Source organism: Cupriavidus sp. 01L46 (genome assembly GCF_056399905.1).
Genome location: NZ_JBFTSF010000008.1, coordinates 1 through 13,874, shown reverse-complemented (window position 1 = coordinate 13,874; position 13,874 = coordinate 1). Strand labels below are relative to the sequence as shown.

The window sequence follows — 13,874 nt, the reverse complement described above, 5'->3', positions numbered from 1 at the left end:
AGAGGCTTACCCGTTGTCCGGCTCCGCCGCGATGCCGCCCGCTTCCAGGCCATTGAGCACGGGCTCGATACAGTGCCAGCTGGTGGCTTGCTGGAATGCGGCGCAGGCGTCAAGCAGGGTACCTTCGGCCCAAGGCCTGCCGATCAGCTGCAAGCCCACGGGAAGGCCGTCGGGGGTGAACCCCACCGGCAGCGACACGGCAGGCAGGCCGAGATAGCTGATGCAGCGGTTGGCCCGCAGTAGCGAGGTGGTCACGCGCACCGCTTGTGCGGCGTCGTGCGCCACGGAGGCGATGCGCGGCGTTGGCACGGCAACGCTAGGCGCCACCAGCACATCGCACGCCGAGAAGACGTGATCGACAAACCTGCGCAGCGCCAGCGGCCGGTAGGCCAGGGCGCGCGCGTAATCGTCGGGGCTGGCCGCCAGCGCCGTCTCCAGCCGCAGCCGCGTGGCACGGGCCAGGCGATCCGCGTGGCTACGCAGGCGCTGGCCGTGGAGCGCTATCGCTTCGCGCCACGTMACCACGGTAGCCGCGGCATCGCAGGCCTCGACGCCGGGCACGGTCTGGTCATGCAAGCTGGCGCCCAGCGATTCGAACGCTAGCAAGGCGCCGGCAATCACCGAGGCGCCGTCGTCATGCGCTACCTCGAAGAACGGGTGCCGGGCAACGCCGATGCGCAGGCCTGCCAGCGGGCTGCGGAGGCCGCTGAGGCGTTCGAACGTGGTGGCCCGCACCGCCGCAGGATCCAGCGCGTCGAGCACCGCCGCGCAATCCCTGGCGGTCCGGGCGATGATGCCGAGCGTGTCCTGTGACGGCGACAGCGGGACTGCGCCACGCGTGGCGATGCGGCCCCAAGTGGGCTTCAGGCCAACCACCCCGCACATCGATGCCGGAATGCGGATCGAGCCACCGGTGTCCGCCGCGATGGCGAACGGCACCGCGCGCGCCGCGACCGCCGCCGCCGCGCCGCCCGACGAGCCGCCGGTGATGCAGCGCGCATCCCACGGGTTGCGGCAGTGGCCGTAGTGATCGTTCAGGCCGGTGGCACCGTAGCTGAGCTCGTCGAGCGCGGTGGCGCCCAGGCCGATCGCGCCGGACAGGTGCAGGGCTTCGAGCACGGCCGCCGGCCTTCGGGCCGCCGCAGGATCGTCGACCAGGCCGTCGACCAGGTCGTCAATCAGGTCGTCGAACAAGGAGCCCGCGCGCGGCGGCCGGGCGGGGTCGGCCAGCACGTCCTTATGCGCGAACGGGATGCCCCAGAGGGGCGCCTGGGCAGCGCCGGCCACGCTGTGCGTCTCCAGTTCGATGGCGCGGGCGAGCGCGCCTGCGTCGTCCAGCGCGGCAAAGCAATGCGTGGCGGCGTGCGCCGCTGCGGCCCGCCGCAGGCAGGCTTGCACCAGCGTGGAGGGCGACAGGCGCCGGTGGGCCAGCGCCATGCGTAGCTCGGCAACGCTCAGGAGGGTGGGGTCGGTCATCGTGCTCCTAGCGCGGTGGCGCACTGCCGCAGCCAGTACGTGTACGGCTGTGGCTGCGCTGCGAACTCCGCGTCGCCCACCGGGAAGGCACGAACGGCTTGCAGCACCGGCGCKGCCGCTGCTGCGATCTCGCCGCAGCGGCGGTCATCCAGCCGCAGCCGGAGATCCGCCGCGCGCTGCATCACCTGCGCCGCCAGGGCTGCCAATGCTGCCAATGGCGCTAGCTCAGACATGCCCGTACTTGGCCAGCGCATCGGCCAGGCTGAGCCCTTGCTGCAGTTCCACGCGGATGCTGCGCTCCTGCTCGGTCAGGCGCTCCGCCTCGAGCAGCACGGTGTCCAGCACTTCGTGCGGGATCACCAGCACGCCGTCTTCGTCGCCCAGCACGAAGTCGCCCGGGCGCACCTGCACCCATTGCGAGGTCGCGCCGCGGATGCTCACCGGCACCTGCCATCCGTTGACTTTCCAGCGGGCAATCGACTGCACCGGCGTGCGGTAGCGCGCGAACACCGGGAACGCTTGCTCGGCGATCCAGCGGATATCGCGAATGCCGCCATCGATCAGCGAGCCAACGCAGCCGCGCTCCTTCATGCCAATGGCGATCAGCTCGCCGAAGTAGCAGACGCCTTCGCCGTCGCCGCTCCAGACCGTGACATCGCCGGCGGACACGCCCGCGCAGGCCTTCATCTTGTCCGGGTCGCCGCCGAGCGCGTACGGCGACATCTGGCCACGGATGGTGTAGGCCCAGCCGGCCAGCTTGCCGCCATTGGCGGGGAACGGCGTAAAGGCGGACGAGAGGCCCTGGTCGAACAGGCCGAGCGTGTCGAGCACGTCGGCAACGTTGGAGGTATCGACCAGCAGGAATCGCTGGCGGATCGTCTCGCGCTCGGTGGCGCTGCGGGCTACGTGGGTGGTTTCCATGCTGTGCTTCCTCGGGAGATAAGTGCTACTCAGATGCTCGGGATCATGCCGCCGTCGACGCGCACGACGGAGCCGGTGACAAAGGCGGCGCGCTCGCTGGCCAGGAAGGCCACCACGTCGCCGTACTCCTCGGGCCGGCCGTAGCGCCCGGCGGGAATCACCCCGGTGCTGGCCGCCACGATGTCTTCATAGGTCTTGCCCTCGCGCCCGGCGCGGGCTTCGTCCAGCGCGCSGATGCGGTCCGTGGCGATGCGCCCGGGCAGCACCACGTTGACGCAGATGCCGTGGGCGGCTACCTCGTTAGCCAGCGTCTTCGACCAGCCCAGCAACGCCATGCGCAGCGTGTTGGACATGCCCAGGTTGGGAATGGGCGCGATCACGCCGGACGAGGTGCTGGTGATGATGCGGCCCCAGCCCTTGCGCTTCATGGCGGGCAGCAACAGGTCCGTGAGATGCATCAGCGACAGCACCATCGATTCGAACTGCTTGCGCCACTGCTCCGGCGCGACTTGCGCGGCCGTGGAAGGGGGCGGGCCGCCCGAGTTGTTGACCAGGATGTCCGGGTCGCCCAGCGTGCTCCTGACCTGCTCCACCATGGCCGTCACGCTCGCCAGGTCGGCAAGATCGGCGCGCACGCCGCAGGCTTGCCCGCCGGCTGCGCGGATGCGGGCCACCGTATCGTCCAGTGCCTCCTGGTTCTGGTCCGATACGGCAACCACGGCGCCTTCCGCCGCGAGCGCCAGCGCGATGGCCGAGCCCAGCCCGCCGCCCGCTGACATGACCAGCGCGACGCGCCCCTTGATGCCTAGATCCATGTTGTCGCTCCTTGATGGTTTTCAGGTGCCCACGCGCAGCGGGCTGCGCAGCTTGCGCAATACGGCCAGCACGCTCTGCGCCGTGATACGCCCGGTCTTGGGGTTTTCCGTGGGAATGTTCTGGATGCTCATGGAGAACGACGCGGCATCGGAATCCACCACGATCTCGTGGGTGTTGCGCGTCAGCGCCGGGTCCGCCCAGATTTCCAGGTGGGTCTTGTCCGGGCCGACGCCGGCCAGCGCCAGCGCAACCACCACGTTGAGGTTGGCGGGGAAGCCCTTGGCAGCCTCGCGGGCGGTGCCGGAGAAGATCTGGATCGGCGCCGTCACGTCGTCGATGTTGATGTTGTTCTMCACCAGGAACGGCGCCCCAACCAGGCCGCGCACCGGCTTGCGCGTGATCATGCGCACGGAGTGGATGACGCCCTCCGATGCCGCCGTCACCGCATCCAGGCCCAGCAACGCGCCGGTCGGCACGATGATCTKGCCGCCGTGCTCGCGCGCCAGGTCCACCAGGTCCATGCGCTCAAGCAGCGCCCCGCAGCTCAGCACGATCATGGTCTTGCCCGCGCGCAGCACCGGCTCGGCGATCTCGCCGACGAGTTCCGCCGGCGCGCATTCGATCACCACGTCCGCCAGGCCGGCCAGCTCGCCAAGGCCGACGATGGCCACCTCGTTGCGCAGGCCTTGCAGCGCTTGCGCCGCCTTTTCCTTGTCGCGCACTGCCACTGCCGTCAGCCGCAGGCCGAAGACGCCGGCATCGAGTTGCTTGACGAGCTTCTTGCCGACCGCGCCGAGCCCGGCGATGCCGACCCGCAGTTCTTTGTCGAATGACATTGTGTGATCTCCTGTTTGATGAACTTGTTGTTTGGCCTGGCTCAGGCGTCTTGCGCCGGCAGGCCGATGTAGTGCTGCGCGATGGCGCCCGTGGTGGTCAGCCAGATCTGGTCGCGATGGCGCACGATGTGCTCCATCGCCCGGCGGAACTGCCGCAGCCGGTAGGGCTGGCCGATCAGGAAGGCGTGGATGGAGATGCCATAGACGAGCGGCTGCTCCACGCTTTGCTCCAGCATCTCGTCGAAGTTGTCGATGATGATGTCGGCGAACTCGCTCGCCGTGGCATCGTGCAGCGCGATGGCGGGGATATCGTTGACCTCGTGCGGGTAGGGAATGCTCAGCAGGCGGCCGCCGCGCGTGTTGATCCACACCGGCTGGTCATCCATCGGCCAATCGAGGATGTAGCGGTAGCCGGCCTCTTGCAGCAGGTCGGGCGTGACGTTGCTGGGATTGACGCCGGGGCTGAGCCAGCCCGCGGGCGGCTTCCCCTCGTGGTGGGCGATGGCCTCGGTCACCTCGCGGATCAGCTCGCGCTCCTCGGCTTCGGAGAAGTTGTTCTGCTGCTCCGAGTTGGTGCGGCCGTGGCCAAGGATCTCGTCGCCGCGTTTGCGCAGCGTGTCGATCACCTGCGGGCAGTGCGCATAGCATTCGGCGTTGAGCAGCACCGACAGCGGGATGCCGAGCTTGTCGCACAGCGCGATGATGCGCCACACGCCAACCCGGTTGCCGTACTCGCGCCAGCCCCAGTTGTAGGTGTTGGGGTGCGGGATGCCGGGCGAATAGGAGATGCCGCCACCGGTGTTGTAGGCGAAGTGCTCCAGGTTCAGGCACAGATGCACCGCGAGGCGCTTGCCGCCGGGCCAGTCGAACTGCGGGCGGTCGACGATGGGCGAATAGGGAAATCTGTCGTGAGAAGCAAGCATGGCGTTATTGACCTGGCTGGATGCGTGAGCTTGGGAAAGGCGGGATCGAATGGCGGCGCAGCGTCACGGACGGTAGTCCTTCGGCGCGGTCACCAGGGAAAGATCGAGCGTGGCGAGATTGTCGCGCGTGGCCAGGATGGACGGCGTGCGCACCACCGCTGTCGTGCCCTCCTTGCGGGCGGCGGCCACGGCCTGYCTGAGCGCCTCGCGGCCCTGCGTGACGATCTGCTGCACGGACGAGCAGGCCAGCTCGCCGTTCTGCAGCATCTGCTGCGCGGTGGGGCTGAGGTTGKAGGCACTGATCTTGACGCCCTCGCGGTGGACGGACTTGACCGCCAGCGCCGCGCCCGCCGCCGAGTCATCCACCGCGGAGTAGATGCCGTTGAGCTCCGGAAAGCGTTGCAGCCAGTCGTCCACCAGGTTGATGGCGCCGTTGCGCGTGACCGCGCTGCGCGACTCCGCCACCACCTTGATGCCGGGGTATTCCGCCTTGATGGTTTCCAGGAAGCCCTGGCGCCGCAGGTCGGCCCAGGTCTGCCCTTGCTGCTGGGAGATCATGCCCACCGCGCCCTTGCCGTTGAGCGCCTTGCCAAGGCACTGTGCCTGCAGGCGGCCCATGTCGTAGTGGTCCGCGCTGATCCTGGAGGCGAGCTTGTCGCTGTTGGGCACGCTGGAGAGCCCCACCACCGGGATGCCCTTGCCAATGGCATGCTCCACCGCACCGCGGATGGCATCGCCGTTGGTGGCGCCGACGACGATGCCATCGACCTTGCGCTGTACGAGGTCCTGCAGCTGCGAGATCTGGATGTTGACGTTGGCATCGCCGCCGGCGTTGAGCTTGACCAGCGCAACACCGAGCTTCTTCGCTTCATCTTCCACGCCGTAGGTCATGGAGATCCAGAACGACGATGACAAGTCCGGCGTGGCGTAGCCGATCGTCAGCGCTTTCTGCGCCATGGCCGGCCCGCATGCCAGCAGGGCGCCTGCCAGGACGACGGCGGCCCGCAGCCGGGGAATGCTGATTCGTTTCATGATTCAAGCTCCTGTTCGATGTCGTTGCAGTGAAGGTAAGCGTTCAGCCCTGGCGCGATCCCACCCTGCGCATCAGGTATTCGAGCAAGCCCGCGGATACGATGACCGCGCCCAGCACGATCTCGGAGGCAAAGGGCGAGRTGCCGAGCAGGTTCAGCCCGTTGAGCAACGCCTGGATGAACAGGGTGCCCACCATGACCTGCCACACGGCGCCCTTGCCGCCGCTAAGCGCCACGCCGCCGATCACGCACGCGGCAATGGCTTGCAGCTCCATGCCCGCGCCGTCGACCGCGACCGCTGCGCCGCTGCGCGCCAGCAGGAACACCGCCGCCAGCCCGGCCAGCGCGCCACACAGTCCATAGGCCAGCACGCCGGCGGTGCGCACGGGCACCCCCACCAGCAAAGCCGCATCGGGATGGCTGCCGATCATGTAGAACCAGCGCCCGAGTGGCAGGCGCGCGCACAGCAGCCAGGCCAGCGCCGCGACCGGTGCGGCCAGCCACACCATCGCCGGCACACCTAGCCATGCCGCGTAGGCCAGCGACTGGATCACCGTGCCGGGTGGCAGCGGCACCGCATCGACGCCACCGGAGACGATGGTCGATATCCCGCGCACGATCAGCGTCGCGCCCAGCGTGACGACGATCGGCTCCATGCGGCGGCAGGCGATCAGGTAGCCATTGCAGAGCCCCACCGCCAGCCCGGCGCCCATGCCCAGCAGGATGGCGGGCACTTCGCCGAACTGCGCGACGGTCTGGGCGATCACGATGGACGACAGCACCGCCACGGCRCCCACCGAGATATCGAAGCCGCGCGTGACCACCACCAGCATCTGGCCGAGCGCGAGCAACAGCAGCACGGCACTTTGCGAAACGATGTTGGCCAGGTTGTCCGAGGTGGCGAAGCCGGGCGAGATCGCGCCCATCACCAGCCACAAGCCCGCGCAGGCAAACAGGCCGGTGGATTTGCGCAGCGCGGGCACGGAGCGCGGCGAGAAAGCTGACAGGGCGGCGCCGGTGCGAGCCTGCAGGGACATCAGTCGTTGCGTGTTCATGTTCGTGCGCTCAAGAGGCGTTGGCGGGAAGGCTGGGCAGCGGGCGTGCGCGCAGCGAGCGGCCGCGCAGTTGCTGGAGCAGCACGGCCGCGAGGATCAGCACGCCAAGCAGGACGCTCTGGATATAGCTGGGGAAATTGACCAGCACGAGCGCATTGCCCACCATGGCCAGGATCAGGCAGCCAAACAGCGCGTGCAACGGGCCGCCCTTGCCGCCGGTGAGCGGAATGCCGCCGATGGCGCACGCGGCGATCGCCTCGAAGGGCAGGTTGGGATAGAGGTTGGGCTGGCCCGAGCCGAGCCGCGAGGTCAGCACCGCGCCGGCTATYGCCACCAGCACGGCATTGGCCAGATAGGCCTGCAGCACGCGCGGCTTCACCGCGATGCCCGCCAGGTGCGCGGCCTCCGGGTTGCTGCCCACCAGATACCATTCGCGGCCCGGCGCTGTGTAGCGCGTGAGCGCGCCCACAACCAGCAGCGCGGCGCCGGCCAGCCACAGCGGCAACGGCAGGCCCTGCCACTGTCCCCGGCCCAGCGCGGAGAAGTCCACGCTGGTCGGGGCATCCAGCGGCACGCCGCCCACCAGCACGCCGCACAAGCCGTGCACCGCAATCATGGTGCCGAGCGTGGCGAGAAAGGCGGGGATGCGCAAGACACCAACCAGCGTGCCATTGAGCGCGCCCAGGGCCAGCACCGCCAGCGCGCCGGCGGCAAACGCGCCACCCACGCCGATGGCCGGCATGCTCAGCACGGCCACCACGCTGAACAGCGCCACCCCGGAGCCCACGGAGAAATCCAGCCCGCGCACCACGATCACCAGGCCTTGTCCGATGGCCACCAGCAACAGCACCGCCAGCACGCGCGCCAGATTGAAGATGTTGCCGCTGGTGCCAAAGCGCGGCACCGCTATCACGCAGACCACGAACAGCGCCAGGCAGACCCAGGCCGATGCCGGCCACTTTCTAAGCCAGGCCATGATGTGCCTCCTCGCGCGTGGGTTGCAGGCTGTCATTGCAATCGCTGGCGCCGGTGGTGCACGCAATCACCTGCTGCAACGCCACCCCGCGCGCAAACACCCTGGCCATGCGGCCATGGCGCATCACCACGATACGGTGCGACAAGGCCACCACCTCGTCGATGTCGCTGGACGCCACGATCACGCACGCGCCGCGGCGCGCCGCGTCCACCAGCGCATCGTGGATGGCCTCGCGGGCGTTCACGTCGACCCCGCGCGTGGGCTCGATCACCACCAGCACCTTCAGCCCGGGCAGCAGCAGGTTGCGGATCACCAGCAGCTTTTGCTGGTTGCCGCCGCTCAGCGCGCTGACGTCCAGGGCCGGATCGCCCGGGCGCACCCGCAGCGACGCGAACAAGCGCTCGCTGGCGCCGACCTCCATCGCATCGGAGACGAAGAGATGATCCGAGATGGATGCGTAGGTGGAGGCTACCGCGTTGGCGGCGCAATTGAGCCCCGGGAAGATGCCGTCGCTGCTGCGGTCGGCCGGGATCAGCCCGACGCCGCCTTGCTTGAAACGCCGGCGCGACAGTGCCGTCAGGTCCAGCTCGTCGACCCGGATGGTGCCGGCGCTAGGGGGCCGGCTTCCGCTCAGCACTTCGCCCAGCTCGATTGCACCCGAGCCGATCAGGCCAGCCAGCCCGACGATCTCGCCTCGCCCCACCGACAGCGTGACGTCGCGCAGCAGATCCCCGCAGGCGATGCCCTCGACCCGCAGCCGCGTGTTGCCCACGGCCGGGAGCGCGCGCGCGGGGCGCTCGGCCACCGGCCCCACCATGGCCTCGACGATCTCATGCGGGGTCATGGCGGCCACCGGCGCCGCGTCCACCACGGTAACGCCATCGCGCAGCACGGTGATGGTGTCGCAGACCTGCTTGATCTCGCCCAGCTTGTGGCTGATGAAGATGATGCCCTTGCCTTCGTCCTTGAGGCGCGCGACAGCGGCGAACAGACGGTCGGCTTCATGCGCGTTAAGCGCGGCGGTCGGCTCGTCGAGGATCAGCACCTCGCACTTGCGCGCCACGCCGCGCGCGATCTCCAGCAACTGCCGCTCGGCCATCGACAGGCCGGACACCAGCTGGCGCGGGTTGAGCTCCAGCCCGATGCGCCGCGCCGTGTCCAGATAGCATTGCAGCGGCAGGCGGGCACCAGCGTGCAGCGCGCCGGCCCGGGCCACGTCGAACGCATGCAGGTTTTGTTCCACCGTCAGGTCCGGGAACACGGTGGCATGCTGGTACACGGGAATCACGCCGGCCGCGATGGCGTCGCGCACCGAGCCAAAGGCAACCGGCTGGCCGCGCAGCAGGATGGTGCCCGTATCCGGGCGCAGCGCGCCGACGAGCATCTTCACCAGCGTGCTCTTGCCTGCACCATTTTCGCCCATCAACGCATGCACCTCGCCKGGGCGCACGGTGAGATCGGCGCCGCGCAATGCGCAGGTCGCTCCAAATCGCTTGGAAAGACCGGATACCGAGAGCAGGGGGGGCTCCTCGCCGGGTGTGGTTGTCATGGGGGCTCCTTTTTTGGCGTTGTCTTTTGTCTGGGTCTTTGTTTTTTGCAGATGCTTTTTTTTCTTGCCTGAGAGGAATACTCGGCGTCGCGGATCTTTTCAGCAAACGACTTGATTGCACATACGCATGACTTATACTTATGCGTCCATCGCCCTCGCCCCCCAGGTGCCGCATGAAACGTTCGCTTCCTCCGCTGGTTTCGCTGCGCGCTTTCGAGGCCGCCGCGCGACACATGAGTTTTACGCTGGCCGCGGACGAGCTGTGCGTGACCCAGAGCGCGATCAGCCGGCACATCAAGAACCTGGAAACGCACTACGGGCTCAAGCTGTTCAACCGCCTGACGCGCGCCATCGAACTCACCCCGCAGGGCGCGCGCTTGTTCGACGTGGTGACGCGCTCGCTCGACCAGATCGAGACCGTTGCCCGCGAGCTCACCGGGGCCAGGAACTCGCGCAGCCTGCTGGTCAGCATCCTGCCCACGCTGGCGTCCACCTGGCTGATGCCGAGGCTGGTCAACTTCACGCAGGCGCACCAGGCTATCGAGATCCGGCTGATCACGTCGATCGATCCGGTTTCGTTCGATCGCGACAAAGTGGACGTGGCTATCCGTGTGGGCAAGCCGCCTGGCAAGCGGGCACGCAAGGGTGCGCCGCGCATCGACCTGGTGATGACGGACGAGTGGAAGGGCGTGGCCACGGAGCCGCTGTTTCCCGACAGCCTGGTGCCCGTATGCAAGCCTGGGCTGGTGAAAGGCCGGCTGCCCGCCAGCCCGGCCGCGCTGGCGCGGCTGCCGCTGATTCACACCGACTCCCGCGCGCATGCGTGGCCCGACTGGTTCGCCGCGCTGGACGTGCCCTACGCGGCCGGCGCGCAGGCCCTGCATTTCGGGCATTTCTTCATGTCGGTGCGGGCCGCCATCGAAGGCCGCGGCATCGCGCTGGTGCCTGATGTGCTGGTGGCCGAGGAGATCGCCTCCGGCAGGTTGGCCGTGCCGGTGCGCGAGCGCATCACCAGCGGCGGCGACTACTGCTTGCTGTACCGCAAGGAGCGGGCCGACGACTACGCCATCGCGGCGTTTCGCACCTGGCTGCACGCCGAGGTGGCGGCGATGCCGTCGATCTGAGCTGTCGTTGGCGCTGTCGATGGCGCTGTCGTTGGACCCACGTATGACCTCAAGGCATGCATGCGGCGCAAGGAGTCATTTGTCCGCGCACAGGGGCGGCTACTAGCATGGTGTCGTGACAATCGCGAGCGGGTTCGGTCTTTAGTGTTTCGTGTTCTGCGTCCCGCGTCCCGCGTTTGCACGGTCCGGCAAGGCAACGCCGCGTTGCCCGGATCCTCCTTGCTTGCATCTACCGACAGGCCCCCCATGCGCGCAACACGCTTGCTTTCGTGTATTTCCATCGCCACCCTCGTCGCTCCGGCACTTTGCATCGCCACGGCCAACGCCGCCGAGCAGATCGTCCGCCATCGCAACCCGGCGCACATGACCGAGCCCTGGGCGCGCGAGTTCGCCGAGGCGATCGAGATTMCCGCCAGCGCGGAGCAACTCGTGCTCAGCGGCGTGGGGCCCACGGTGGCGAATGCCTCCGCGCCGCCCGATACCGCGGCCTCCTATGGCGACACCGCGACCCAGACCCGCAACGTGCTCGGTCAGATCGAGCGCATCCTCAAGGACCGCGGCTACCAGATGGGCGACATCGTCTCCATGCAGGCGCTGATCGTGGCGGACCCGGCCACGGGCAAACCGGATTTCACTGGTTTCTCGGATGTCTATAACCAATATTTCGGGACCGGCAAGCAGCCCAGCGTGCCAGTGCGTACGCGCGCCGAAGTGTTGCGGCTGGTGCCGCCGGGGTGGCTGGTCGAGGTCACGGTCACCGCGAGCCGCGTGCCGGCGCGCCCGGCCAGGTAGACGCCAGGCCCGTCGCGGTGTGGATGCGGCCCGGGCCGCTTGCCATCCTTTGCCAGGTCACAGCATAATGCAACACTGTTGCATTATGCTTGGCGAGGTTCTGAATGGTGACTGGTATCGGCGAACGTGGCGAGGGCGGCAAGGCGAGCGGCGACGCCGTCATCGACCTGCAGGACATCGCATTCACCTGGCCCGCGCAGGCCGCGCCTGGCCTGCGGCTTGACCGGCTCCGGCTGGGCGCGGGCGAGCAGGTGTTCGTGTGCGGGCCCAGCGGCAGCGGCAAGAGCACCTTGCTGTCGATGCTGGCCGGCGTGCTGCTGCCACAGCAAGGCACCGTGCGCGTGCTGGGCACCGTGCTCGGCGCGTTGTCGGCCTCGCAGCGCGACCGCTTCCGCGCCGATCATGTTGGCCTGGTCTTCCAGCAGTTCAACTTGCTGCCGTACCTGTCGGTCGTGGACAACGTGTTGCTGCCCTGCCGCTTCTCGCCCGCCCGGCGCGAGCGTACGGCGGCACAAGGCGCGACGCCGGAAGCCGCCGCGCACGCGCTGCTCAGGCAGCTCGACCTGTCGCCGGCCCTGTGGCAGCGCCCTGTCACCCAGCTCTCGGTTGGCCAGCAGCAGCGCGTGGCGGCGGCGCGCGCGCTGATCGGCTGCCCGCAGGTGGTGCTGGCCGATGAGCCCACCTCCGCGCTGGACGCGCCGCGCCAGCAGGCCTTCATGGCGTTGCTGCGGCGCGAATGCGGCATCGCCGGCGCCAGCCTGGTGTTTGTCAGCCACGACGAGCGCTTGTCGGCGGGCTTCGCGCAGAGGTTGTCGCTGCCGGCGATCGACGCCACGGACGCCACGGACGCGATCCACGCGATGGAGCCGGCATGACGCTGATGCTATCGATGGCGGCGCGCAGCGCGTGGAACCGCCGCTTCAACCTGCTGCTGATGCTGCTGGCGATTGCCCTGTCCGTTGCCATGCTGCTGGGCGTGGAGCGTATCCGGCATGCGGTGCGGGAGAGTTTTGCGCAGTCGGTGTCCGGCACCGACCTGGTGGTCGGCGCGCGCACCAGCCCGGTCCAGCTGATGCTCTACACCGTGTTCCACCTTGGCGGGGCCAGCAACAACATGCGCTGGGACAGCGCCGAGCGGCTGGCGCGGCATCCGGCGGTGGCGTGGACCATTCCGCTCTCGCTGGGCGACTCGCACCGCGGCTTCCCGGTGCTGGCGACCACGGCCAGCTACTTCACCCACTACCGCTACGGGGACCGCCGTGTGCTGGAACTGGCGCAGGGCAGGATCTTCCCGTCGCTGTTCGATGCGGTGCTTGGCGCCGAGGTGGCGAGCCGGCTGGGCTACCGCGTGGGCGATCGCATCGTGCTTAGCCATGGCGAGGGCGRTGACKATGGCCCACAAGCCGATCATGCCAGCCATCATGAACATGCCGACAAGCCCTTCGTGGTCAGCGGCATCCTCGCGCGCACCGGCACGCCGGTGGACCGTACCGTGCATATTTGCCTGGAAGCCATGCAAGCCATCCACCTCGGCTGGGAGGGCGGCGTACCGCTGCCGGGCCTGGCGATCCTGCCGGAGCAGGTGCGCAAGTTCGACCTGGCGCCCCAAGGCGTGACGGGCGTGCTGGTCGGCCTGAAGCTGAGGTCGCAGGTGTTTGCCGTGCAGCGCGAGATTGCCGAAGACCCGCACGAGCCGCTGATGGCGGTGCTGCCGGGCGTGGCGCTGGACGAGCTGTGGCGGGTCATCGGCGTGGCCGAGCGCGCCATGCTGCTGGTGTCGGCGCTGGTGGTGGTGGTCGGGCTGGCGGGGTTGGCGTCCTCCATCCTTGCCGCGCTGGGCGAGCGGCGGCGCGAGCTGGCCATCTTGCGCGCCGTCGGCGCCCGCCCGCGCGACCTGCTGGCGATGCTGGCGCTGGAGGGGCTGGTGGTGATGGCCACAGGCGCCCTGCTCGGGCTCCTGTTGCTGAGCGCGCTGGCAGCGGGGCTTGGGCCCTATCTGGAAGCCACGTACGGCGTGGCCTTGCAAGCGGGCTGGCCCACGCCGGGCGAGTGGCCGCTGCTTGGCGCCGCAGTGGCCGCCGGCTTCTGCGTGAGCCTGCTGCCCGGGTGGCGCGCTTACCGCCTCAGCCTGGCCGACGGGCTGAGGCCGACCACATGATGCCCCGGACGCTAGGCATGACCCCACGTGTGCGACGCGCCTCGTTTGCGCTCACCATCATCGGCGTGGCCATGGCGGGCGCGGCGTATGTCTTCCGGCCGCCGTCCCCGCAAGCCAACGCGGATGCAGCCACCGCCGAGCCGCCCGCCTATGCGATAGGCGAGGCGCTGCGACCCGCGCCCGCCGCGCCCGCCGCGCCCGCCGCGCCCGCCGCGCC

14 protein-coding genes and 1 pseudogene are annotated in these 13,874 nt (G+C 68.9%); 5 read left to right on the top strand and 10 right to left on the bottom strand.

The genetic code is table 11. The features are described 5' to 3' along the window. Positions 1-6: 6 nt before the first annotated feature. The 10 genes from AC1DS3_RS02820 to AC1DS3_RS02775 form a co-directional block, all read right to left on the bottom strand. On the bottom strand, positions 7-1,476 hold the full coding sequence (locus AC1DS3_RS02820) for an amidase (protein WP_441635548.1): 1,470 nt from the start codon (positions 1,474-1,476) through the stop codon (positions 7-9). Beyond that, positions 1,473-1,709 carry a hypothetical protein gene (locus AC1DS3_RS02815; RefSeq protein WP_441635546.1) on the bottom strand — a complete coding sequence of 79 codons (237 nt, stop codon included), beginning with the start codon at positions 1,707-1,709 and terminating at the stop codon, positions 1,473-1,475. Before AC1DS3_RS02815 ends, AC1DS3_RS02820 begins: the two co-directional genes overlap by 4 nt. Further along, positions 1,702-2,397 (bottom strand): RraA family protein, encoded by a 696-nt coding sequence (locus AC1DS3_RS02810; protein WP_441635544.1) that lies wholly within the window; start codon positions 2,395-2,397, stop codon positions 1,702-1,704. The genes AC1DS3_RS02815 and AC1DS3_RS02810 overlap by 8 nt, the downstream gene beginning before the upstream one ends. Positions 2,398-2,426: 29 nt before the next feature. Further along, positions 2,427-3,212: an SDR family oxidoreductase gene (locus tag AC1DS3_RS02805; protein ID WP_477126648.1), complete on the bottom strand. Its 786-nt coding sequence runs from the start codon at positions 3,210-3,212 to the stop codon at positions 2,427-2,429. A gap of 21 nt (positions 3,213-3,233) precedes the next feature. Then, positions 3,234-4,049, bottom strand: a complete 816-nt coding sequence (locus AC1DS3_RS02800) for an aspartate dehydrogenase (RefSeq protein ID WP_477126647.1) — start codon at positions 4,047-4,049, stop codon at positions 3,234-3,236. A gap of 41 nt (positions 4,050-4,090) precedes the next feature. Beyond that, positions 4,091-4,972: a polysaccharide deacetylase family protein gene (locus AC1DS3_RS02795; protein WP_441635538.1), complete on the bottom strand. Its 882-nt coding sequence runs from the start codon at positions 4,970-4,972 to the stop codon at positions 4,091-4,093. Positions 4,973-5,035: 63 nt separating this feature from the next. Beyond that, on the bottom strand, positions 5,036-6,004 hold the full coding sequence (locus AC1DS3_RS02790) for a TMAO reductase system protein TorT (RefSeq protein ID WP_477126646.1): 969 nt from the start codon (positions 6,002-6,004) through the stop codon (positions 5,036-5,038). 43 nt (positions 6,005-6,047) lie between these two features. Next, on the bottom strand, positions 6,048-7,058 hold the full coding sequence (locus AC1DS3_RS02785; RefSeq protein WP_477126645.1) for an ABC transporter permease: 1,011 nt from the start codon (positions 7,056-7,058) through the stop codon (positions 6,048-6,050). A gap of 10 nt (positions 7,059-7,068) precedes the next feature. Continuing rightward, complete coding sequence (locus AC1DS3_RS02780; protein ID WP_441635532.1) at positions 7,069-8,034, bottom strand: ABC transporter permease; 966 nt, start codon at positions 8,032-8,034, stop codon at positions 7,069-7,071. Then, positions 8,021-9,583 (bottom strand): sugar ABC transporter ATP-binding protein, encoded by a 1,563-nt coding sequence (locus AC1DS3_RS02775; RefSeq protein WP_441635530.1) that lies wholly within the window; start codon positions 9,581-9,583, stop codon positions 8,021-8,023. The genes AC1DS3_RS02780 and AC1DS3_RS02775 overlap by 14 nt, the downstream gene beginning before the upstream one ends. A 173-nt stretch (positions 9,584-9,756) precedes the next feature. On the opposite strand from AC1DS3_RS02775, the gene AC1DS3_RS02770 reads away from it, so the two are divergent. The 5 genes and pseudogenes from AC1DS3_RS02770 to AC1DS3_RS02750 all read left to right on the top strand — a co-directional run. Beyond that, positions 9,757-10,707, top strand: coding sequence for a LysR substrate-binding domain-containing protein (locus AC1DS3_RS02770; RefSeq protein ID WP_441635529.1), 951 nt, complete (start codon positions 9,757-9,759; stop codon positions 10,705-10,707). Between the two features lie 246 nt (positions 10,708-10,953). Then, positions 10,954-11,499, top strand: a complete 546-nt coding sequence (locus AC1DS3_RS02765; protein WP_477126644.1) for a RidA family protein — start codon at positions 10,954-10,956, stop codon at positions 11,497-11,499. A 104-nt stretch (positions 11,500-11,603) separates the two neighbouring features. Continuing rightward, positions 11,604-12,374, top strand: coding sequence for an ABC transporter ATP-binding protein (locus AC1DS3_RS02760; protein ID WP_441635525.1), 771 nt, complete (start codon positions 11,604-11,606; stop codon positions 12,372-12,374). Beyond that, complete coding sequence (locus AC1DS3_RS02755) at positions 12,371-13,657, top strand: ABC transporter permease (RefSeq protein WP_477126643.1); 1,287 nt, start codon at positions 12,371-12,373, stop codon at positions 13,655-13,657. The genes AC1DS3_RS02760 and AC1DS3_RS02755 overlap by 4 nt, the downstream gene beginning before the upstream one ends. 17 nt (positions 13,658-13,674) lie before the next feature. Next, positions 13,675-13,874: pseudogene (locus AC1DS3_RS02750) on the top strand (hypothetical protein); the annotation flags it as partial.

Excerpts from the sequence above, each read along its gene's own strand:
- AC1DS3_RS02810 (WP_441635544.1), bottom strand. The coding sequence starts at position 2,397 with ATGGAAACCACCCACGTAGCCCGCAGCGCCACCGAGCGCGAGACGATC.
- AC1DS3_RS02795 (WP_441635538.1), bottom strand. The coding sequence starts at position 4,972 with ATGCTTGCTTCTCACGACAGATTTCCCTATTCGCCCATCGTCGACCGC.
- AC1DS3_RS02770 (WP_441635529.1), top strand. The coding sequence starts at position 9,757 with ATGAAACGTTCGCTTCCTCCGCTGGTTTCGCTGCGCGCTTTCGAGGCC.
- AC1DS3_RS02760 (WP_441635525.1), top strand. The coding sequence starts at position 11,604 with ATGGTGACTGGTATCGGCGAACGTGGCGAGGGCGGCAAGGCGAGCGGC.